This window comes from Cupriavidus sp. L7L (genome assembly GCF_004353535.1).
Classification (GTDB): Bacteria; Pseudomonadota; Gammaproteobacteria; order Burkholderiales; family Burkholderiaceae; genus Cupriavidus; species Cupriavidus oxalaticus_A.
This window is the reverse complement of record NZ_SMNY01000048.1, coordinates 58727-76913: the sequence shown is the minus strand read 5'-3', so window position 1 is coordinate 76913 and position 18187 is coordinate 58727. Positions and strand designations below refer to the sequence as shown.

Sequence of the window (18187 nt, the reverse complement as noted above, 5' to 3'; positions counted from 1 at the left end):
AGAAGGACGATCAGTTGATTCGATACTTCGGGTATGGAATGTGGCCTTGGAAGCCCGATGAGACGGTCGTCGATAGCACGCCGGCGTATGCAATTGGATATGCGGTGTGATGAAGCGGCCACGCTGCGCAGCGGTGGGTGCGCCCCGCGGCTACCCGGCGCGGTGTCTATCCGGCACGTGCCCAGGCGGCGAAAATGGCGGCATCCCGTTGCCCGTGCCGATCATGTATTCCAGGCTGCCGCCGACCTACGAACTGCTTGAAGCGCTTGACGTCTCCAGCGCGCCCGCGCCGCCATCGGAGCGCGCGCCGGCAGGCGGGCTGGCCCGCTTGCTGTGGATCGGCTTTATCGTCGCGCTGGTGGCGACCCTGCTCGGCGGCGGTGCGCTGGCCGCGTGGCGGCTGTGGCTGAAGCACCCGGTGCCACCGTGGTCGCTGCGCGCCTTCGAGGCGTTCCTGGCCGCGGCGGCCGCCTGCTATGTGGGCGCCGGGCTGGCGCGCACGCGCCCGGTGCTGGCCAGGCTGCGCAACCCGCTGCGCTGGCAAGCCCGGGAAATGGACCGCCAGCGCGCGGCCGAGGACGCGCTGCTGCGGCAGCTGGCGCGCATCCCGCCGGCGCAGCTGGAAGCGCGCCAAAGGCGCGTGGCCTTGCAGCTGCGGCTATGGGAGGGGGCTGCACGTACCGTGGGCCTGCTGCTGGCTCTGGCGCCCGCCGCGGTGGTGCTGGCCGGCGCGTGGCGCGCCTTGCCGCGTCCGGAGCAGGCGGTGCCGACGTTGCTGTGGGGCTATGGCGTAATGCTGGTCGCCGGCGGCGCCAGCTACCTGTACCTGCATGTGCAGTGCAGCCGGCCGTTGCGGCGGCTGGCCTACGTGCTGGGCGAAGCCGCGCGGATGAACGCCGAACTGGATGCGCGGCGCGCGCAACGCGCCGCCGCTGCACGCGAAGCGTGATCAGGCCGCGGCGAGATAGGTCTGCACCAGCCGCACCCAGGCCGCCGCGCCCAGCGGCAGCACCGCGTCGTTGAAGTCGTAGCCGGGGTTGTGCACCATGCAGCCGCCGAATTCGCCTTCGCCGTTGCCGAGGATCAGGTAGCACCCCGGCACTGCGTTGAGCATCCACGCAAAGTCCTCGCTGCCGTTGAGTCCCTTTGGCGCCTGCGTGACCACGTTGTCCGCGCCGACCAGCTCGGTGCAGACGCGCTGCGCCAGCAGCGTTTCGGCTTCGGCGTTGACCATCGGCGGCGTCAGCTGGCGGTAGTCGATCTCCGCCTCCACGCCATGTGCCTGTGCCGTCAGCGCGACGATCTCGCGGATGCGCTGCTCGACCAGCGCACGGGTCTCGGGCCGCGCGGCGCGCACGTTGAGCCCCAGCGTCACGGCTTCCGGAATCACGTTGTGCGTGGCGCCGCCGCGAATAAAGCCGACTGACACCACGGCGGTATCGTCCGGTGCGACATTGCGCGCCACCACGGTCTGCAGCGCGGTGACGATGGCCGCCGCCGCCGCGATCGGGTCGCGCGCGCGGTGCGGCATCGCGCCGTGGCCGCCCACGCCGCGCACGGTCACGTCGGCCACGTCCGACGACAGGCTCACCGGCCCAGGCAGCACGCGGAACGATCCCGCCGGCACGCCCGGCATGTTGTGCAGCGCGAAGATCGCATCGCACGGAAAGCGCTCGAACAGCCCGTCCTCGATCATCGCGCGCGCGCCGCACAGGTTCTCTTCGTCGGGCTGGAAGATCAGGTTGAGCGTGCCGTCGAATTCGGGCTGGTCGGCAATCGCCCTGGCCGCCGCCAGCAAAATTGCAGTATGGCCGTCGTGGCCGCACGCGTGCATCTTGCCGGGCACGCGGCTGGCGTAGGGCAGGCCGGTGGCCTCGGTGATCGGCAGCGCGTCCATGTCGGCGCGGATGCCGAGGCGGCGCGCGCCGCTGCCGCGCTTGAGCTGCCCGACCACGCCGCTCTTGCCGATGCCGGTGTGGACCTCGTAGCCCCATTCGGCCAGCAGCGTCGCCACCAGCTTGCTGGTCGCCCCCACCTCGAAGCCCAGTTCGGGCTGCGCGTGGATCTGGCGGCGGATGCCGACGAAGGTTTCGGCGTCGATGCCGAGCGCCGGCAGCAGGTGCGGCAGGTACTGGAACGGCTGGAGCGTCGGTGCGCGGGTCATGGGTTCGGTCTCCGGAAAATGGTCAGGGTTCAGTGGGTGCGGATCAGTGGGCGCGGATTTCGCGGATGCGCAGCACGGCGAGCAGCGTGATCACGCCGCAGACCAGCATGTAGAGGGCCGGCGACATCGGGTTGCCGGTGCGGGCCAGCATCCACGTGACGATGAATTGCGACGAGCCGCCGAACACCGTCACGCCCACGCTGTAGATCACCGACAGGCCGCTGGCGCGCACGCCGGCGGGCAGCATCTCCAGCATCATCAGGAACATCGGCGTGGTGCCGAGGTTGACCAGCGCCGTCAGCAGCGCCGACACGCACAGCACCAGCGGCACGCTCGGGTAGGCATTGATCAGCCAGAACGCCGGGTACACCGCCAGCATGCTGAGCACCAGCGATGCCACCACCAGCGGCTTGCGCGCGACCAGGCGGTCAGCGAGGCGGCCGGCGAACAGCGACACCACCGTCAGCGTCAGCCCGGTGACACAGCCCGACAGAAACGAGAGCGACGCCGGCATATGCAGCACGCGGATCATGTAGGTCGGCATGAAGAACACCACCAGGTACATCGTCGCGGTGCCGGCCGTGGTCGCCAGGATGCCCTTGAGCACGGTGGCCCAGTGGTTGCGGAACAGCTCGCCGAGCGGGCTCGGCGCGTGGTCGTCGGCCTGGTGGGTTTCGTCGAGGTGCGCGCGGATATACAGCCCCACCGGCGCGATCAGCAGGCCGACCAGGAAGGGCAGGCGCCAGCCCCAGCTCTCCAGCGACGCGGCCGGCAGCACGGCGTACAGCGCGGCGCCGGTCAGCGCGCCCAGCAGCGCCGAGATGCCCTGGCTGCCGAGCTGCCAGCTGACGCGCCAGCCGCGGCCCTTGACCCCGCCTGCCTCCATCAGCATCGCGGTCGAGGCACCGATCTCGCCGCCGAGCGAAAAGCCCTGCAGCAGGCGGCCCGCCACGATCATCAGCGAGCCGGCGATGCCGGCCGACGCATACGGCGGCGCCAGCGCGATGCACAGCGTGCCCAGCACCATCAGGCCGATGGTCAGCGTCATCGCAGCCTTGCGGCCGCGCCGGTCGGCGTAGCTGCCGATCAACACGCCACCGAGCGGGCGCATCACGAAGCCGATGCCGAAGGTGGCGACCGCCAGCAGCAGCGAGCCGTAAGGACTGTCGGAGGGGAAGAACAGCTTGCCGATCAGCAGCGAGAAGAAGCTGTAGACGGTGAAATCGAACATCTCCAGCGCGTTGCCCAGCGAGCACGCCGCGATCAGGCGGAACTGGCTCTGGTTGCGAGGCGTGCTGACGGTGGCGGCGGGGGCGGCCGCGACGCTGGCAGGCGTCGCGAGGGTGGCTTCGTTCATGCAAGTTCTCCACGAACTGGTGGGGGGCTGCACGCACGGCGGACCGGTGTTGTCAGGGCCCGGTGAGCAGGAGCGGCTCGCGCGGCAGTCAGGTTGGCAACCTGTGGCGCTGAGTATTCAGGCAAACGGCCCGGGACAAAAAATCATATATTTTCATCCTGATAACCAGATCGAATCACCGTCATAACCGGTGTCGTCCCGATATCGGGAAAACTACTGAAGGGCGCCGGCAAAGCCTTGGCCGATGCGGCGAAGGGACGGAAGTGCTGCCCGCGACGCGCATCGGCGCCGCGCCCGCGGATGGGGCGTGTTGCCCCGCGCCGGGGCATGGCGCACGGCAATGCACGGCACCCTGGAACAGGAAACGAAATCGATGAAGCTGCACCAACTGCGGGTCCTGCTGGCCGTGGCAGAGCACGGCAGCATCCATGAAGCGGCGCGCGCGCTGCATATCTCGCAGCCGGCGCTGTCCAAGGCCATCGCCGAGCTGGAACGCGAGCTCGGCGTGACGCTGCTGTCGCGCTCGGTGCGCGGCGTCAGTCTGACCGCCTACGGGCTGGCGCTGGTCAAGCGCGCCAGCGTGGTCGAGCAGGAGCTGCGGCATGCGCTGGAAGACATCGAATCGATCCGCGGCCATGCCGAGGCGGAGCTGAACATCGGCTTTACCGCGGTGGCGTCGAGCGGCCCGCTGCCCGCGGCCATCGCGGCGTTCCGGCAGCGCTTTCCCAACGTGGCGCTGCGCGGCTTCGAGCTGCGCCCGCAGCAGATCCAGGAAGGCCTGCGCGAAGGGCGGCTCGACCTGGGCCTGATCTCCACCAACAGCGGCCCCGGCTCGGCCTCGCTGCAATGGGAGCCGCTGTTCTCGGTCGGCATGAAGCTGGCGGTGCGCGCCGGGCACCCGCTGCGCCGCACGCGCCGGCTGCGGCCACTGCTGGACGCCGACTGGCTGGTGCTCGACCCGGTCGACGATGCCGGCAGCCCGCTCGCCAGCCTGATGCGGCTGCACCGGATGGAAATGCCGCGCCGGGTGGTGCAGAGCGCATCGAACCTGCTCGGCCTGCAGCTGGCCACGCGCACCGACCTGGTCAGCATGTGGTCGGACTTTGTCTTCCACGGCACCGGCGGCCCGCTGCAGCTGGCCCGCGACCAGCTGGTGCCGCTGCCGATCCAGGACGAGCTGCCGGATTTCCGCGTTTTCCTGGTCTATCGCTCGGTCGACCTGATGACGCACGCCTGCGCGGAATTCAGCCGCGAAGTGCGGCATTGTGCCCGCGAGCGCCGCGATGCGCCGCCCGCCATGCGCCGGGCCCGATCCGCTTCATAAGCGCCGCCGGGATGCCACGGCGGCGCCGATGCCGCACAATGGCGCCCGGGAGACTGATATCCGATGGACAAACTCAAGCAAATCGAAGCCTTTATCGCCGTGGTGGAGCACGGCAGCATGGCCGCCGCGGCGCTGACGCAGAACGTCACGCCGGTGATGATCGGCCGGCGCATCAACGCGCTGGAGGCGCGTATCGGCGTCAAGCTGCTGCACCGCTCCACGCGCCGCATCGCCGTGACCGAGCAGGGGGCGGTGTTCATGGAGCAATGCAAGAAGGCGCTCGCCGACCTGGACCGCGCCGAGATGCTGATCGCCGAAGGCAAGCACAAGGCCACCGGCCACCTGATCGTGTCGGCGCCGGCCGCGTTCGGCCGCAAGCACGTGGCGCCGCACGCGCCGGCCTTCCTGGCCGCCAACCCGGAAGTGCAGATCTCGTTCAACCTGACCGACCGCGTGGTCGACCTGGTGCGCGAGGGCTATGACGTCGGTATCCGCATCGGCGGCGCGATCGACCCCAACTTCGTCGCGATCAAGCTGGCGCAGAACAAGCGCGTGGTATGCGGCACGCCGGCGTACTTTGCCAAGTACGGCGTGCCGCAGACGCTGGACGACCTCGAGCACCACAACTGCCTGGCGTTCAACCTGCAGGGCGGCCAGCAGCGCGGCTGGTACTTCAGCCAGAACGGCAAGACCGTGACGGTGCGCGTCAACGGCAACCTCGACTGCAACGACGGCGAGCTGCTGCACCGCTGGACCGGCGAAGGGCTCGGGCTGGGCTGGCGCTCGACCTGGGAGATCCTGCCGCAGCTAGAGAGCGGCGAGCTGATCACCGTGCTCGACGAATACGCGCTGCCCGACTACGACATCCTCGCGGTGTACCCGCAGCAGCGCCCGGTGCCGGCCAAGATCCGTTTCTTTATCGAGCACCTGAAAGCCCAGTTCGCGCGCCCCGGTTACTGGATGGCCGGCGGCAACGGCGACTGAGCGCAACGGGACGAGATGCCAATATCAGCCTGGCTGGCGGATCTCGTCGTCATCGTGCACGGGCTGTTTATCGTGTTCGTGGTGGCTGGCGGCCTGCTGGTGCTGCGCTGGCCGCGGCTGGCGTGGGTCCACCTGCCCGCCGCGGCGTGGGGCGTGCTGATCGAGTGGTCCGGGTGGATCTGCCCGCTGACGCCGCTGGAGAATGCGCTGCGCCGTGCCGCGGGGGAGGCGGGCTACAGCGGCGGATTTATCGAGCGCTACCTGTTGCCGCTGATCTATCCGCCGGGCCTGACGCCCGCCGTGCAGCTGTGGCTGGGATTGGTGGTGTTGGTCGTCAACGTGGCGGTCTACGCGGTTTGGTGGCGCCGCCGGCGCCACCACTGAGCTACAGGCTTCAACGCGCCGGGTCAAACCGCGGCACGCGTTTCTCCATGTTGGCCAGCACCGCCTCACGCTGGTTGGGCGAGCCGACCAGCCGGTCCTGCTCGTCCGACTCGGCCTGCAGGATAGCGGCATTGTCGCCGCGCTCGAGCACCGCCATCAGCCGCTTGGCCGCGCGGATCGCATCCGGGTTCTTCTGCGCCACCTGGCGCGCCGCTTCCAGCGCCGCGGCGCGCGGGTCGTCGGCAACGTAGGTGGCGAGCCCCAGCTCGCACGCTTCGATGCCATTGAGCACGCGCGCGCTGTAGACCAGCTCGCGCAGCACGTCGGGCCGAACCAGACCGCGCGTCAGCACCATGCCGGCCATGTCCGGCACGAGGCCCCACTTCATCTCCATCACCGACAACTTCGTGTCGGGCGCGATGTAGCGCACATCGGCACCCAGCGCCACCTGCAGGCCGCCGCCGAACGCCACGCCGTGCACCGCCGCGAACACCGGCACCGGCAGCTCGCGCCACACCATGCAGGCATATTGCGGGCGATTGGAAATGCCGTTGGTGCGCTTGCCGAGCCGCCCGCCGCCGATGCTGTCGCTTTCGCTGCCGCCATCGCCGGACAGCATGCCGGCCATGCGGCCCATGTCCAGGCCCGCACAGAACGCGCGGCCTTCGCCCGACAGCACCACGGCGCGCAGGTCCTGTGTGCGCGCCAGCTGCTCGCCGGTCTCGATCAGCGCATCGAACATCTGCTGGTCGAGCGCGTTCATCTTGTCGGGACGGTTCAGGCGGACGTCGGCGACGCCGCCTTCGATGGTGACGATGATCCGTTCATTGCTGCTGGCGCTCATGCGCGGGCTCCTTGGGTTGGTGTGCCGGGTGTGCCGGGTGTGCTGCAGGCGGCGAGAACGCTGCTCAGCGCCCCTTGAACTGCGGCTTGCGCTTCTCGACAAAGGCGGCGACGCCTTCCTTGCAGTCTTCGCTGCGGCTGGCACGCGACTGCAGCGTGGCCTCGACTTCCAGCTGCGCGGCCAGGTCATTGCCGAAGCTCTGGTTCAGGGCTTCCTTGATCATGCCGTAGGCCAGCGTCGGCATGCTGGCCAGGTGGCGCGCGAGCTTGCCGGCTTCGTCCTGCAGCGCGGCATCGTCATGGACCTTCCACACCAGGCCGATGCGTTGCGCTTCCTCGGCGTCGATCTTCTCGGCCAGGATGGCCAGCGCGCGGGCGCGCATCTCGCCGGCATAGCGCGGCAGGAAGTAGGTGCTGCCGGCATCGGGAATCAGGCCGATCTTGGAGAACGCCTGCAGGAAGCTGGCCGAGCGGCCCGCCAGCACCACGTCGCCGGCCAGCGCCAGGCTCATGCCCGCGCCGGCGGCCACGCCGTTGACCGCGGTAATGACCGGCTTGGGCATCTGGCGCAGCGCCAGGATGATCGGATGATAGCGCTCGCGCAGCATCTGGCCGGAATCCTGCAGGCCGTTGCCGCCGGCCTGGCGCGCGGCCAGGTCGGCGCCGGCGCAGAAGCCGCGGCCGGCGCCGGTGATCAGCACGGCGCGCACTTCGGCATCGGCCGCGGCGCGTTCCACGCCTGCGCGCAGCTCGCGCATCAGGTCGGCGTTCATCGCGTTGAGCACGTCGGGGCGGTTCAGGGTCAGCGTCGCCACGCCTGCGTCGGTTTGGTAAAGCACGGATGCTGTCATCGTTGGATCTCCATGTATCGTTGTGGTTGCTCTTGTGTTCTCCGGGTCGCGCGTCAGCGCATGGGCTTGAGCGCATCGGCCGACGCGTCGCCCAGCTTGCTGCCGCCGTCGCAGTCAAGGATGGTGCCGGTGACGAAGTGCGCGTCGTCGCTGCTCAGGTACATGGCGGCGCCGGCGATATCGTCCTTGGTGCCGTAGTCGCGCAGCGCCAGGCGGGCCTTGTAGCGCGCCTCCACCTCCGGCGTCGGCGCCAGTCGCGCCATGCCTTCGGTATCGGCGATCGGGCCCGGCGAGATGCCGTTGACGCGCACGCCGGCCGGCCCCCATTCCATTGCCAGGCACTTGATCAGCATATTGATGCCGGCCTTCGCCGCGCAGGCATGGGCCTGGAACATCATGGCGTTGACACCCTGCGGCGCCGTGATGGCGATCAGCGACGCGCCGGGCTTGCCCAGGTGGTCGAAGCTGGCGCGGAACACATTGAAGGTGCCGAGCAGGTCGATGTCGACCACGGTCTTGAACGCATTGGCCGACATGCCGACCACCGGCGCGAGGAAATTGCCGGCGGCGCCGGAGATCACCACGTCGATCGGGCCGAGTTCCTGGCGCGTGCGCGCCAGTGCCGCCTCCACCGCCGCATAGTCGCGCACGTCGGCCGCCATGCCGATCGCGGTGCCGCCCGCGGCGGCGATGCCATCGGCCGCGGCCTGGATGCGGTCTTCGGTGCGGCTGATCAGCGCCAGCTTCGCGCCGGCGCGGGCGAAGCCGTGCGCGATGCCGAGGTTGATGCCGGAAGAGGCGCCGGCGATGAATACGGTCTTGCCGGCGAAGGCGTCTGCGCGAAAGGCACTGGGCATGGGTAGTCCTCTTGATCGATGGTCAGGCAATGCGAGGGATGACCGCGCCCGCCAGAGGCGGGGCGCTCAGGAAACGAAAACCGGGAGAGGGTGCGAACGCAGGCCGGACGGCCGCGCGGGCACGGTGCGATCACGCATGACGGGTCTCCATGACGGTTGTTCTGATGCGCGTCCGCGGCGATGCCGCGGCGCAGGCCTCTGGGTTGGGCCCTCGCGATCCTAACCCGAAGCACGCATTCGGTTATGGCCGCTTTGCGCCGGCGATGGAAAGTGGCCGGCCCGGCAATGTGCGCCAGCCCGCACGGCTTGCGCGGCCGGTACATGCGCAAGTGATTGGCCGGAAAGGGAAATTGCCGCGCTGCGGCATTGCTCGCGAGGATCCGCCGGCTAACGATGCTCGGCGCGGCAAAAGCCAGCCCTCAGAAAAAAGAAAGCCCGCACACCGTTGCAGCGTGCGGGCGGCCTTCCGGCGATGATGCGCGAAAGGCAGAGTGCTCATGAAGTGCGCCCCCGCGTCTTCATGGCGAGGACAAGTGTGCCCGGGCGCGGCCCAGGCCGCTTTGACTCACGTCAAGCGCGGGTCAACGGCCAGTCCCTCTCCTACGCCAGCAGCGCCGCGACCAGGTCCTTGCCTCGTGCCACCGGCGCGGTTTCCTCGAAATGCAGCGCGCTTTCGACATGGCTGAGGTGGTCCACCATCAGCGTGACGGCGCGCTCGACATCGCCCGCGCGCGCCGCCTCGATGAATTCGCGATGCTCGTCCGACGAGCACGCCGCGTCGCGGCGGGACTGGTACAGCATGGTGATGACCGCGCTGCGCGCGGACAGCTCGCGCATCATCTCGGTCAGCACGCCATTGCCGACCACCTCGGCCAGCACGATATGGAAATCGCCGAGCAGCCGGGTGCGCACCTGCGCGTCGTTGCCGCCCAGCGACTTGCGCTCGGCGGCGAGGTGCTTGTCGATGCGCTTGTAGTCGGCCGCGGTTGCCCTGGCGACGAACTCGCGCGCCAGCGCCGCTTCCAGGATGCGCCGCACGGCGAAGACCTCGCGCGCTTCTGCCGCGCTGGGCTTGGCCACGAACGCCCCCTTGTCCGGCACGATCTGGATGACCTTGTCCTTGCTCAGCATCAGCAGCGCCGCGCGCACCTTGGTGCGGCTGACGCGGTAGACGCTGGCCAGCGCCTCCTCGCGCAGCTTGGTGCCAGGCGGCAGGCGGTGCGAGACGATCGCCGCGACGATGTCGTCGGCGATCGCTTCAGCGGTCATGTCGGGATCGATATGCTCGGGCATGGCAGCGCACTTGCGCAGGGGCTGCGCGTTGGGGAAATGCCGTGATTCTAGCGCCCCGCGACACTCCCCGGCACGGCGGCGGGCGAACCGGCCACGGCGTTGTCATCCGTCATGGCGGCGAGGCCGGCGTCCAGGTCGGTCGCTTCGATCGTGCCGTTGAGCACGCCACGCGCCCGTTCGCGGTCGATATCCTTCTCCCATGCGGCCACCACCACGGTTGCGACGCAGTTGCCGATCAGGTTGCCGAGCGCGCGCGCGATGCCGATGAACCAGTCCACCGACAGCACCAGCACCAGGCCGATCGCCGGGATTGCCGGATGCGCCGACAGCGTCGCCGCCAGGATCACGATGGCCGAGCCCGGAATGCCGTGCGCGCCCTTGGAGGTGACCAGCGCCACCGCCAGGATACCGAGCAGGTCGCCCATTGCCAGCGGCGTGTTGGTGGCCTGGGCGATGAACACCGCGGCCAGCGTCAGGTAGATCGAGAACGCATCCAGGTTGAACGAATAGCCGGTCGGGATCACCAGGCCCACCACCGACTTCTTGATGCCCATGAACTCCAGCTTCTTCATCACCTGCGGCAGCACGCTGTCGGACGAGGCCGTGCCCAGCACCACCAGCAGCTCGGCACGCAGGTAGCGGATCAGCTTGATCACCGAGAAGCCGCACACGCGCATGATGGTGCCCAGCACCACCAGCACGAACACGATCACCGCACCGTAGAACAGGAACACCAGGAAGCCCAGCTGCTTGAGCGAGCCGATGCCGTACTTGCCCACGGTGAAGGCCACCGCGCCCAGCACGCCCAGCGGCGCCAGCTTGATGATGAAGCCCATCATCTTGAACAGCGTGTGCGAGAAGGTATCGATCAGCTTGACCAGCGGCCGGCCCGGCTCGCCCACCAGCGACAGCGCGCAGCCGAACAGGATCGACACCAGCAGCACCTGCAGCACGTCGCCGTTGGCAAAGGCGCCGAACACGGTATTGGGAATCAGCTTGAGCAGGAAGTCGACCGTGCCCTGGTCCTTGACCTTGGTGGCATTGTCGATAAAGCCGGCAATGGCCGACGCGTCGAGCGAGCGCGGATCCACGTTCATGCCGACGCCGGGCTGGAACACATAAGCCAGCAGGATGCCCAGCGCCAGCGCGATGGTGGTGACGATCTCGAAATACACCACTGCCTTGATGCCGACGCGTCCAACCTTCTTCAGCTCGCCGGCGCCGCAGATGCCGGCCACCACCACGCAGAACACGATCGGGCCGATCAGCATCTTGATCAGCTTGATAAAGGCATCGCCGAGCGGCTTGAGCTTGGCGGCGAATTCGGGAAAGGCGAGGCCGAGTGCCGTGCCAATCACCAGGGCGATCAGCACCTGGCCGAACAGCGAGCGGGTAAAGCGGGTGTGCAGGCGTGGGGTGCCCGGGCGGTGCTGCGAGGGAACTGCGTGCTGCATGGTTGTCTCCGTGCCGGGCCGGTCCTGCGCATGTGCGCTGGCTGGCCCATTTCGATCCAGGAATCACCGGCGGCCCCGTGCTGCTCTGACGGCTGGGTGGGCTGCCGGCCTTACGTCTCGGGCAGGGCTCCGGGTCGGGAGCGCGCCACCGCGCGGACAGCCCCCCTGTTGGGGCGGAATCCACGCAATCCGTTGTCCGGACCGGATTGTCCGCAGCGGATTGTCTGAACGTGGAACCGAATATAGTGCATATCATTTTTGTATGCAATTTTTGAATTCACTGTGCTACCATGAATCGCACAGAATAGAGCTTCGGCCATGGGCGTCCCGCCCGCACTGGCGCCCCGCCAGCCACGCCGCCGCGGCTTTCAAGCACTTCCAGCAGGAGACACGCATGGCAGCAAATCCGTCGTCGGCCACGCCGGCAGCCGCAGAGGTAGGCACGCGCATCATGGCCTGGGCCGATGCACTGGCCGTTCACACCGAGCAACCCGGCATGCTCACCCGCACCTACCTGACCGAGGCCCACCACGGCGCCGCCGCCCAGCTGACCGAATGGATGCAGCAGGCCGGCATGACGGTGCGGCGCGATGCCGCCGGCAACGTGATCGGCCGCTACGAGGGCACCACGCCCGGCGCGCCGGCGCTGCTGACCGGCTCCCACTTCGACACCGTGCGCGACGCCGGCCGCTATGACGGCAACCTCGGCGTGATCCTGCCGATCGCCTGCGTGGCCGAGTGGAACCGCCAGGGCAAGCGCTTCCCGTTCGCGCTCGAGGTGGTTGGCTTTGCCGAGGAAGAGGGCGTGCGCTTCAAGGCCACGCTGCTGGGCAGCCGCGCCATCGCCGGCACCTTCGACACCAAGGTGCTGGACAACGTCGACGACAGCGGCAAGACCATGCGCGAAGTGATGCGCGAGGCTGGCTTCGACGCGGCCGGCCTGCCTGCCGCAAAGCATGACCGCAGCAAGGTCGCCGCCTTCATCGAGGTGCATATCGAGCAGGGTCCGGTGCTGCTGAACGAGGGCCTGCCGGTCGGCGTGGTCACCGCGATCTCCGGCGCCACGCGCTTTATCGTCGAGCTGGAAGGCCTGGCCGGCCACGCCGGCACGGTGCCGATGGACATGCGCCGCGATGCCGCCATGGCCGGTGCCGAAATCGGCCTGTTCATCGAGAAGCGCTGCGGCGGCAAGCCGGGCCTGGTCGGCACCGTCGGCCAGTTCAACGTGCCCAATGGCGCCACCAACGTGGTGCCGGGCCATGCGGTGTTCTCCATCGACATTCGCTCGGGCATCGACGCCGAGCGCGAGGCCGCCGTCAACGACGTGCTGGCCGAGATCGAGCGCGTGTGCGCGCGCCGCAATGTACGCGCGCAGGTGCGCAAGACCCACGAGGCGAACAGCGTGCCGTGCGCCCCGTGGCTGCAAGAGCAATGGGCCGCCGCCATCGCCCGCCAGGGCGTGCCGGTGCGCCATCTGCCGTCCGGTGCCGGCCATGACTCCATGGCCATCGCCGCCATCGCCGATGTCGCCATGCTGTTCGTGCGCTGCGGCAACGGCGGCATCAGCCACCATCCCACCGAAACCATGACCGCCGAGGATGCAGCACTGTCCGCGCGCGTGTTCAGCGATTTCGTCGAGCATTTCCGGCTGCAGCAGTAAGCCAGCGCCCGGAAACCCATCCGAACCTTCCTGAGAAGCTACGAGAACAAGTCATGACCGCACGAGACAGTATGAATCCCATCGAAACCACGCTGACGCAGTTCATCGACCAGCACCGCCCGCAGCAGGAAGCCTTCCTGGCCGAGCTGGTCAAGGTGCCTTCGGACAACCCGGCCGGCGATTGCGATGCCCACGGCAAGCGCGCCAAGGAACTGCTGGAGGGCCTGGGCTTCACGGTGGAGGCGCACAAGGTGCCTGACGCGCAGGTGAAGGCCGCCGGCATGATCAGCGCCACCAACCTGATCGTGCGCAAGCAGTTCGGCACGGGCGGCCCGGTCATCGCCATGAACGCCCACGGCGACGTGGTGCCTCCAGGCCTGGGCTGGACCAAGGACCCGTACGGCGGCGAGATTGCCGACAGCGAGCACGGCCCGGTCATGTACGGCCGCGGCGTGGCCGTGTCCAAGTCTGACTTCGCCACCTACACCTACGCCGTGCTGGCGCTGATGGAGGCCGAGAAGCAGGGCGCCAAGATCAACGGCGCGGTCGAGCTGCAGTTCACCTATGACGAGGAAACCGGCGGCGATATCGGTCCCAAGTTCCTGCTCGACAACAACCTGAGCAAGGCCGACTACGCCATCTCTGCCGGTTTCTCGTACGGCATCACCTCGTCGCACAACGGCTGCCTGCACGTCGAAGTGACGGTCAAGGGCAAGCAGGGCCACGCCGCCATGCCGCACACCGGCGTCGACTCAATCGAGGCCGCCACCCATATCCTGCAGGCCATCTACGGCCTGCGCGCCGAACTGGCCACGCGCAAGTCGAAGGTGCCTGGCATCGACACCGCCACGCTGAACGTCGGCCTGATCAAGGGCGGCATCAACACCAACGTGGTGCCGGACCTGGTGACCTTCCGCGTCGACCGCCGCATGATCCCGGAGGAAATCGGCTTCGACGCCGAAGGCGAGATCCGTGCCGTGGTCGAGAAGGCCGCCAGGGACCGCCCGGGCATCGAAGTGAAGGTCGAGCGCATCATCCTGGCCGAGCCGCTGTCGGAACTGCCGGGCGTGGAAAAGCTGATCGGCGCGCTGAAGAGCCGTGCCGAGTCGGTGTTCGGCGTGGAAATCCCGGTGCAGGGCGTGCCGCTCTACACCGACGCCCGCCACTACACCAAGCGCGGCATCCCGACCGTGCTGTACGGTGCCGGCCCGCGTACCCTGATGGAAGCGCGCGGCCATAACTCGGACGAGAACCTGCGCCTGAACGACCTGAACCGCGCGACCAAGGTGGTGGCGCTGGCGTTGTCGGATCTGATGAAGTAAGCGGGGAAGGCATCTCCGCGCCGGTGACAGATCGGCGACAGAAACGCCACGGCTTCGGCCGTGGCGTTTTTTTATAAGCGCTTGCGCCTACTCCGGCAGCGTATTCGCCCCCGTCCCGAGCACCCGCTGCATCAATACCGTATCGATCCACTGCCCATGCGACCACCGCTGTGTTGGCGAGGCCCTGGGACAGGCGCTGCTCGCCGAGCTGGTGGCGCGATGCGAAACCGAGCAGGATGTGTGCCCGGCACTTGTTCCGTTGCACCTGCGCGCGGCCCGATGTGTTGTATATAGTGCCGTTGGATTTGCACCGCATTAGTGCCACCGCCCCGAGGCGGGGCGCACATCAACAAGAAAGGACCACCTGCCATGATCACGATCTACCACAACCCCCGCTGCTCCAAGTCGCGCGAGACGCTTGCCATGGTCGAGGAAGCCGCCGGGCGCCTGGGCGAGCCGGTGGAAATCGTCGAGTACCTGAAGAACCCGCCATCGGTGGCGACGCTGCGCCAGCTCAACACCATGCTGGGCGTGCCGGTGCGCGAGATGATCCGCGACAACGAGGCGCCGTACGCGGAGCTGGGCCTGGCCGACCCGGGCCTGACCGATGCCGAGCTGCTGGCCGCCGTGGCCGATAACCCGATCCTGCTGCAGCGCCCGGTGGTCGTTCGCAACCGCCGCGCCGCGATCGGCCGCCCGCCCGAGAACGTGGCGCCGCTGCTGGCCTGAGGCGGACGCCGGAATAAAACCGGCCCCCACGAAGGGTGGGGGCCGGCCGGTCTGCGAGACAAACAGCTTCAGGCGGGTCGTCTTAATGAACACCCAGCCAGTGCATGGCCTCCTGACCGAAAGCAATGGCCGCGAGCACGACCAGCAGTACCACCAGTGTCACCGTACTGACGTACAGGGTGGCCTTGGCGACTTCGGCGTCTTCATCCGAGGTGTGGTGATGGGTGATGGGCGTTACGCCCTTCGCGTGCGATCCATGCGGCCAGTGAATCCGGCCGGCCAGGTCTCTCAAGTGCAGGTCGGTAGGAAAACGCATGATCGACACCTCCTCGGCAGGCGCCGCGCGGCTCCGGGCACATCGGTCAGGCGGATGATGGCGGGTTGCGCAAGTGCGCCGAATAGTCAGTTGGCTCGTTTTGCCCGGTGCGCCACATCCACTTCTACTATAGGCGGTTGGCGACGGATGCGAGCCTTCGGCCTGCAAGGGGCGTGCCGCGGTTCATGCTGCCCTGCAGCAGCGGATCAGGGCTCTGGATCAGCTTGTGAGGACTCGCTTGCCTCGTTGTCCGCAGCCGGCGCCAGGCTTGCCAGTGCCGCTTCCCGTTCGCGCAGCGTTGCCAGCATGTTGCAGAACAGCGCGCCTTGTTCCAGCGCATCGTCCAGCGCCACGTGGGTGTGGGGCAGCGGATCCATCCATTCCGCCGGGAACGCCGCTTTCACGGTCTTGCGGTAAGGCCGCCCGGTCAGCGCAAAGCCCAGGGTCTTGATGTCCAGCGCGGCCCAGCCGAACGGCGAGCGCCCGGCAAAGCGCATCATGTACCAGAACATCCAGGTGAAATCGAAGCCTGCCGGGAAAGCCACGAAGACCGGCTTGCCCGGCAGGCTCTCGACCCACTCCACATAGCGCACCATCGCATCTTCCGGGCGCTGCAGGTCGCGCCGGCAGGCGCTCCAGGCCTCAGGCTGGGTTTGCCACCACTGCATCTGCACGGGGTGGCCGGCCGCGCCAGGAAGCGTCTCCAGGTTCGCCGAGAACGTGCCGATCACGGTCTTGTCCGCCAGCATCGCCGCGGACGCGAACGACAGCATCGAATGCGGGCCCGGAATCGGGCCGTCGGCCTCGACGTCGGTGCTGACGTAGATTTCCGGCCGGGTGTCTGGCAGCTGTCGCTTGGCCATAGCCTCAGCCCACGTCGATCAGGTGGTCGGCCACGAAGGGGTTGTTGCGGCGCTCCTCGCCGAAGGTCGAAACCGGCCCGTGGCCGGGAACGAAGGTCACATCCTCACCCAGCGGCCATAGCCGCGTGCGGATCGAGCGGATCAGGTCGGCATGGTTGCCGCGCGGGAAATCGGTGCGGCCGATCGAGCCGGCGAACAGCACGTCGCCCACCACCGCGAGCTTGTTGGCGCGCGAGAAGAACACCACGTGGCCGGGCGTGTGGCCCGGACAGTGGTAGACCTCCAGCGTTTCATTGCCGAACTGCACGGTGTCGCCGTTTTCCAGCCAGCGGTCCGGCTCAAAGCTTTCGGCATGGCCGAAGCCGAAGCGCCGCGTCTGCTCGGGCAGTTGCTCGATCCAGAAGCGTTCATCCCGCTGCGGCCCTTCGATGGGAATGCCGAATTCGCGCGCCAGCGCCGCGGCGCCGGCGCAGTGGTCGACGTGGCCGTGCGTCAGGAAGATCTTCTGCAGCGTGACCCCTTGCTCCCGGACCGCTTCGCGGACGCGTTCGAGGTCGCCGCCCGGGTCGCAGACGGCGGCTGTGCCGGTGCTTTCGTCGATCAGCAGCGAGCAGTTCTGCTGGAAAGGGGTGACCGGGATAAGGAGGACTTTCATCAGTTGATATTTGTGACCGATGCGGCATTCGAAATAGGCGCCGCACCCGCCGCGACAGCGTTGGAAAACCGGCCGGCATTCATGCTTTGCATTGTAGCGCCGGGCGATAAATTGTTGCGGCGCATATCCATATGTGATTTTTAAGCCTCTCTGTTACAAATTTCCGGATCGCCCGCAATCCCTTGTCACACCGTCGATCGCGGGCAAGATCGCCCTCGTTCGTGCGAGATCGAACAGATTTCGTAACAAAATGAAAGAGATAGTCAGCAGTAGTGAATGCTAGACTCGCGCCCATGCTTAATTTGACCGCCCTCACCAAGCGCTGGCAACGGCTGGCCAAGCTCGGGACATGCACTGCATGCGCCCTGGTGCTGGCCGCTTGTGCCACGCCCCCCGGGGGCGACAATGCGGACGTCGCCGATACGTCGAACGCGGTGCCCACGCGCGGCGCGAAGAACGCCGGCAAGGCCGCCCGCAACGACGCGGACAAGAGCGCCCGCGCATCGTCCGAAGGCGGCAGCTGGAACCTGTTCGGCTACGACCGGGAAGAAGGGCGCAGCGGCAGCTCGCTCGACGGCCTGCGCGCGGACATCGGCACGTTCGAGCAGCGCGGCGTCGCTTCGTGGTACGGCAAGGGCTTCCACGGCCGCAAGACCGCCAATGGCGAGCGCTTCGACATGCGCGCCATGACCGCCGCGCATCCGTCGCTGCCGCTCGACAGCTGGGTGCTGGTGCGCAACCTGCGCAACGACAAGGTTGCGGTGCTGCGCATCAACGACCGCGGTCCGTACCACGGCAACCGCGTGCTGGACGTCTCCTACGGCGCCGCGCGCCGGCTTGGCTTCGTCGAGCGCGGCGCCGTCAACGTCGAAATCCGCCGCCTGACGCGCACCGAAGTCGCGGCGCTGGGCCCGCAGTTCGATACCGGCGGCACTGAAGCCGGCGATGGCAGTGGCGACGACGATGTCTCCGTGCCCGAACTCGCCAACTCGCTGGCGCCCGCCAAGGCGCGCAAGGCAACCAAGGCCAGCGGCAAGACGGTCAAGCGCAAGCGCCGCTGAGACCGGCAGCGCCCGATGCATGCCACCGCGCGCTGACACCTCTCCGTTACTTTCCCCGCACCGGCCCGGC

18 protein-coding genes are annotated in these 18187 nt (G+C 68.0%); 8 read left to right on the top strand and 10 right to left on the bottom strand.

Features of this window, described 5'->3' with window-relative positions; translation table 11 throughout:
• Positions 1-223 precede the first annotated feature (223 nt).
• On the top strand, positions 224-949 hold the full coding sequence (locus tag E1J61_RS31550) for a hypothetical protein (RefSeq protein ID WP_133097792.1): 726 nt from the start codon (positions 224-226) through the stop codon (positions 947-949).
• On the opposite strand, the gene E1J61_RS31545 is transcribed toward E1J61_RS31550, so the two are convergent.
• Together E1J61_RS31545 and E1J61_RS31540 are read right to left on the bottom strand one after the other, a co-directional pair.
• Positions 950-2164 carry a M20 aminoacylase family protein gene (locus E1J61_RS31545; protein ID WP_133097791.1) on the bottom strand — a complete coding sequence of 405 codons (1215 nt, stop codon included), beginning with the start codon at positions 2162-2164 and terminating at the stop codon, positions 950-952. It lies immediately after the preceding gene.
• Positions 2165-2207: 43 nt separating this feature from the next.
• Positions 2208-3521 (bottom strand): MFS transporter, encoded by a 1314-nt coding sequence (locus E1J61_RS31540; RefSeq protein WP_133097790.1) that lies wholly within the window; start codon positions 3519-3521, stop codon positions 2208-2210.
• A gap of 373 nt (positions 3522-3894) precedes the next feature.
• On the opposite strand from E1J61_RS31540, the gene E1J61_RS31535 reads away from it, so the two are divergent.
• The 3 genes from E1J61_RS31535 (at position 3895) to E1J61_RS31525 (ending at position 6213) form a co-directional block, all read left to right on the top strand.
• Complete coding sequence (locus E1J61_RS31535) at positions 3895-4845, top strand: LysR family transcriptional regulator (protein ID WP_133097789.1); 951 nt, start codon at positions 3895-3897, stop codon at positions 4843-4845.
• Between the two features lie 63 nt (positions 4846-4908).
• Positions 4909-5829, top strand: coding sequence for a LysR family transcriptional regulator (locus E1J61_RS31530; RefSeq protein ID WP_133097788.1), 921 nt, complete (start codon positions 4909-4911; stop codon positions 5827-5829).
• A gap of 15 nt (positions 5830-5844) precedes the next feature.
• Complete coding sequence (locus tag E1J61_RS31525; protein WP_133097787.1) at positions 5845-6213, top strand: DUF2784 domain-containing protein; 369 nt, start codon at positions 5845-5847, stop codon at positions 6211-6213.
• 10 nt (positions 6214-6223) lie between these two features.
• Here E1J61_RS31525 and E1J61_RS31520 read toward each other — a convergent pair whose 3' ends face one another.
• The 5 genes from E1J61_RS31520 to E1J61_RS31500 all read right to left on the bottom strand — a co-directional run bounded on the left by E1J61_RS31520 (position 6224) and on the right by E1J61_RS31500 (position 11511).
• Positions 6224-7057: a crotonase/enoyl-CoA hydratase family protein gene (locus E1J61_RS31520; RefSeq protein WP_133097786.1), complete on the bottom strand. Its 834-nt coding sequence runs from the start codon at positions 7055-7057 to the stop codon at positions 6224-6226.
• A 64-nt stretch (positions 7058-7121) separates the two neighbouring features.
• Positions 7122-7907 (bottom strand): enoyl-CoA hydratase-related protein, encoded by a 786-nt coding sequence (locus tag E1J61_RS31515; RefSeq protein WP_133097785.1) that lies wholly within the window; start codon positions 7905-7907, stop codon positions 7122-7124.
• A gap of 53 nt (positions 7908-7960) precedes the next feature.
• Complete coding sequence (locus E1J61_RS31510) at positions 7961-8764, bottom strand: SDR family oxidoreductase (protein ID WP_133097784.1); 804 nt, start codon at positions 8762-8764, stop codon at positions 7961-7963.
• Between the two features lie 600 nt (positions 8765-9364).
• Positions 9365-10057, bottom strand: coding sequence for a GntR family transcriptional regulator (locus E1J61_RS31505; protein WP_133097783.1), 693 nt, complete (start codon positions 10055-10057; stop codon positions 9365-9367).
• Between the two features lie 47 nt (positions 10058-10104).
• A complete protein-coding gene (locus E1J61_RS31500) occupies positions 10105-11511 on the bottom strand; it encodes a C4-dicarboxylate transporter DctA (protein ID WP_133097782.1) in 1407 nt (468 codons plus the stop codon).
• 394 nt (positions 11512-11905) lie between these two features.
• Between E1J61_RS31500 and E1J61_RS31495 the strand changes: the two genes are divergently transcribed.
• From E1J61_RS31495 to arsC, 3 genes are all read left to right on the top strand, one after another.
• Positions 11906-13171, top strand: a complete 1266-nt coding sequence (locus E1J61_RS31495; protein ID WP_133097781.1) for an allantoate amidohydrolase — start codon at positions 11906-11908, stop codon at positions 13169-13171.
• 53 nt (positions 13172-13224) lie between these two features.
• On the top strand, positions 13225-14493 hold the full coding sequence (locus E1J61_RS31490; RefSeq protein WP_133097780.1) for a M20/M25/M40 family metallo-hydrolase: 1269 nt from the start codon (positions 13225-13227) through the stop codon (positions 14491-14493).
• A gap of 369 nt (positions 14494-14862) precedes the next feature.
• Complete coding sequence (gene arsC / locus E1J61_RS31475; RefSeq protein WP_133097779.1) at positions 14863-15222, top strand: arsenate reductase (glutaredoxin); 360 nt, start codon at positions 14863-14865, stop codon at positions 15220-15222.
• Positions 15223-15304: 82 nt separating this feature from the next.
• On the opposite strand, the gene E1J61_RS31470 is transcribed toward arsC, so the two are convergent.
• From E1J61_RS31470 to E1J61_RS31460, 3 genes are all read right to left on the bottom strand, one after another.
• A complete protein-coding gene (locus E1J61_RS31470) occupies positions 15305-15538 on the bottom strand; it encodes a hypothetical protein (RefSeq protein WP_133097778.1) in 234 nt (77 codons plus the stop codon).
• A gap of 206 nt (positions 15539-15744) precedes the next feature.
• Positions 15745-16401 (bottom strand): exonuclease, encoded by a 657-nt coding sequence (locus E1J61_RS31465; protein ID WP_133097777.1) that lies wholly within the window; start codon positions 16399-16401, stop codon positions 15745-15747.
• A gap of 4 nt (positions 16402-16405) precedes the next feature.
• Positions 16406-17056 carry an MBL fold metallo-hydrolase gene (locus E1J61_RS31460; RefSeq protein ID WP_133097776.1) on the bottom strand — a complete coding sequence of 217 codons (651 nt, stop codon included), beginning with the start codon at positions 17054-17056 and terminating at the stop codon, positions 16406-16408.
• A 293-nt stretch (positions 17057-17349) separates the two neighbouring features.
• Here E1J61_RS31460 and E1J61_RS31455 point away from each other — a divergent pair, with 293 nt between their 5' ends.
• The gene (locus E1J61_RS31455) at positions 17350-18117 is read left to right on the top strand and encodes a septal ring lytic transglycosylase RlpA family protein (RefSeq protein ID WP_133097775.1); all 768 of its coding nucleotides are present in this window, start codon (positions 17350-17352) and stop codon (positions 18115-18117) included.
• The last annotated feature ends 70 nt before the right edge of the window (positions 18118-18187 follow it).

Coding starts and splice junctions, on each gene's coding strand:
- E1J61_RS31550 (WP_133097792.1), top strand. CDS start 224: ATGTATTCCAGGCTGCCGCCGACCTACGAACTGCTTGAAGCGCTTGAC.
- E1J61_RS31545 (WP_133097791.1), bottom strand. CDS start 2,164: ATGACCCGCGCACCGACGCTCCAGCCGTTCCAGTACCTGCCGCACCTG.
- E1J61_RS31540 (WP_133097790.1), bottom strand. CDS start 3,521: ATGAACGAAGCCACCCTCGCGACGCCTGCCAGCGTCGCGGCCGCCCCC.
- E1J61_RS31535 (WP_133097789.1), top strand. CDS start 3,895: ATGAAGCTGCACCAACTGCGGGTCCTGCTGGCCGTGGCAGAGCACGGC.
- E1J61_RS31530 (WP_133097788.1), top strand. CDS start 4,909: ATGGACAAACTCAAGCAAATCGAAGCCTTTATCGCCGTGGTGGAGCAC.
- E1J61_RS31525 (WP_133097787.1), top strand. CDS start 5,845: ATGCCAATATCAGCCTGGCTGGCGGATCTCGTCGTCATCGTGCACGGG.
- E1J61_RS31520 (WP_133097786.1), bottom strand. CDS start 7,057: ATGAGCGCCAGCAGCAATGAACGGATCATCGTCACCATCGAAGGCGGC.
- E1J61_RS31515 (WP_133097785.1), bottom strand. CDS start 7,907: ATGACAGCATCCGTGCTTTACCAAACCGACGCAGGCGTGGCGACGCTG.
- E1J61_RS31510 (WP_133097784.1), bottom strand. CDS start 8,764: ATGCCCAGTGCCTTTCGCGCAGACGCCTTCGCCGGCAAGACCGTATTC.
- E1J61_RS31505 (WP_133097783.1), bottom strand. CDS start 10,057: ATGCCCGAGCATATCGATCCCGACATGACCGCTGAAGCGATCGCCGAC.
- E1J61_RS31500 (WP_133097782.1), bottom strand. CDS start 11,511: ATGCAGCACGCAGTTCCCTCGCAGCACCGCCCGGGCACCCCACGCCTG.
- E1J61_RS31495 (WP_133097781.1), top strand. CDS start 11,906: ATGGCAGCAAATCCGTCGTCGGCCACGCCGGCAGCCGCAGAGGTAGGC.
- E1J61_RS31490 (WP_133097780.1), top strand. CDS start 13,225: ATGACCGCACGAGACAGTATGAATCCCATCGAAACCACGCTGACGCAG.
- arsC (WP_133097779.1), top strand. CDS start 14,863: ATGATCACGATCTACCACAACCCCCGCTGCTCCAAGTCGCGCGAGACG.
- E1J61_RS31470 (WP_133097778.1), bottom strand. CDS start 15,538: ATGCGTTTTCCTACCGACCTGCACTTGAGAGACCTGGCCGGCCGGATT.
- E1J61_RS31465 (WP_133097777.1), bottom strand. CDS start 16,401: ATGGCCAAGCGACAGCTGCCAGACACCCGGCCGGAAATCTACGTCAGC.
- E1J61_RS31460 (WP_133097776.1), bottom strand. CDS start 17,056: ATGAAAGTCCTCCTTATCCCGGTCACCCCTTTCCAGCAGAACTGCTCG.
- E1J61_RS31455 (WP_133097775.1), top strand. CDS start 17,350: ATGCTTAATTTGACCGCCCTCACCAAGCGCTGGCAACGGCTGGCCAAG.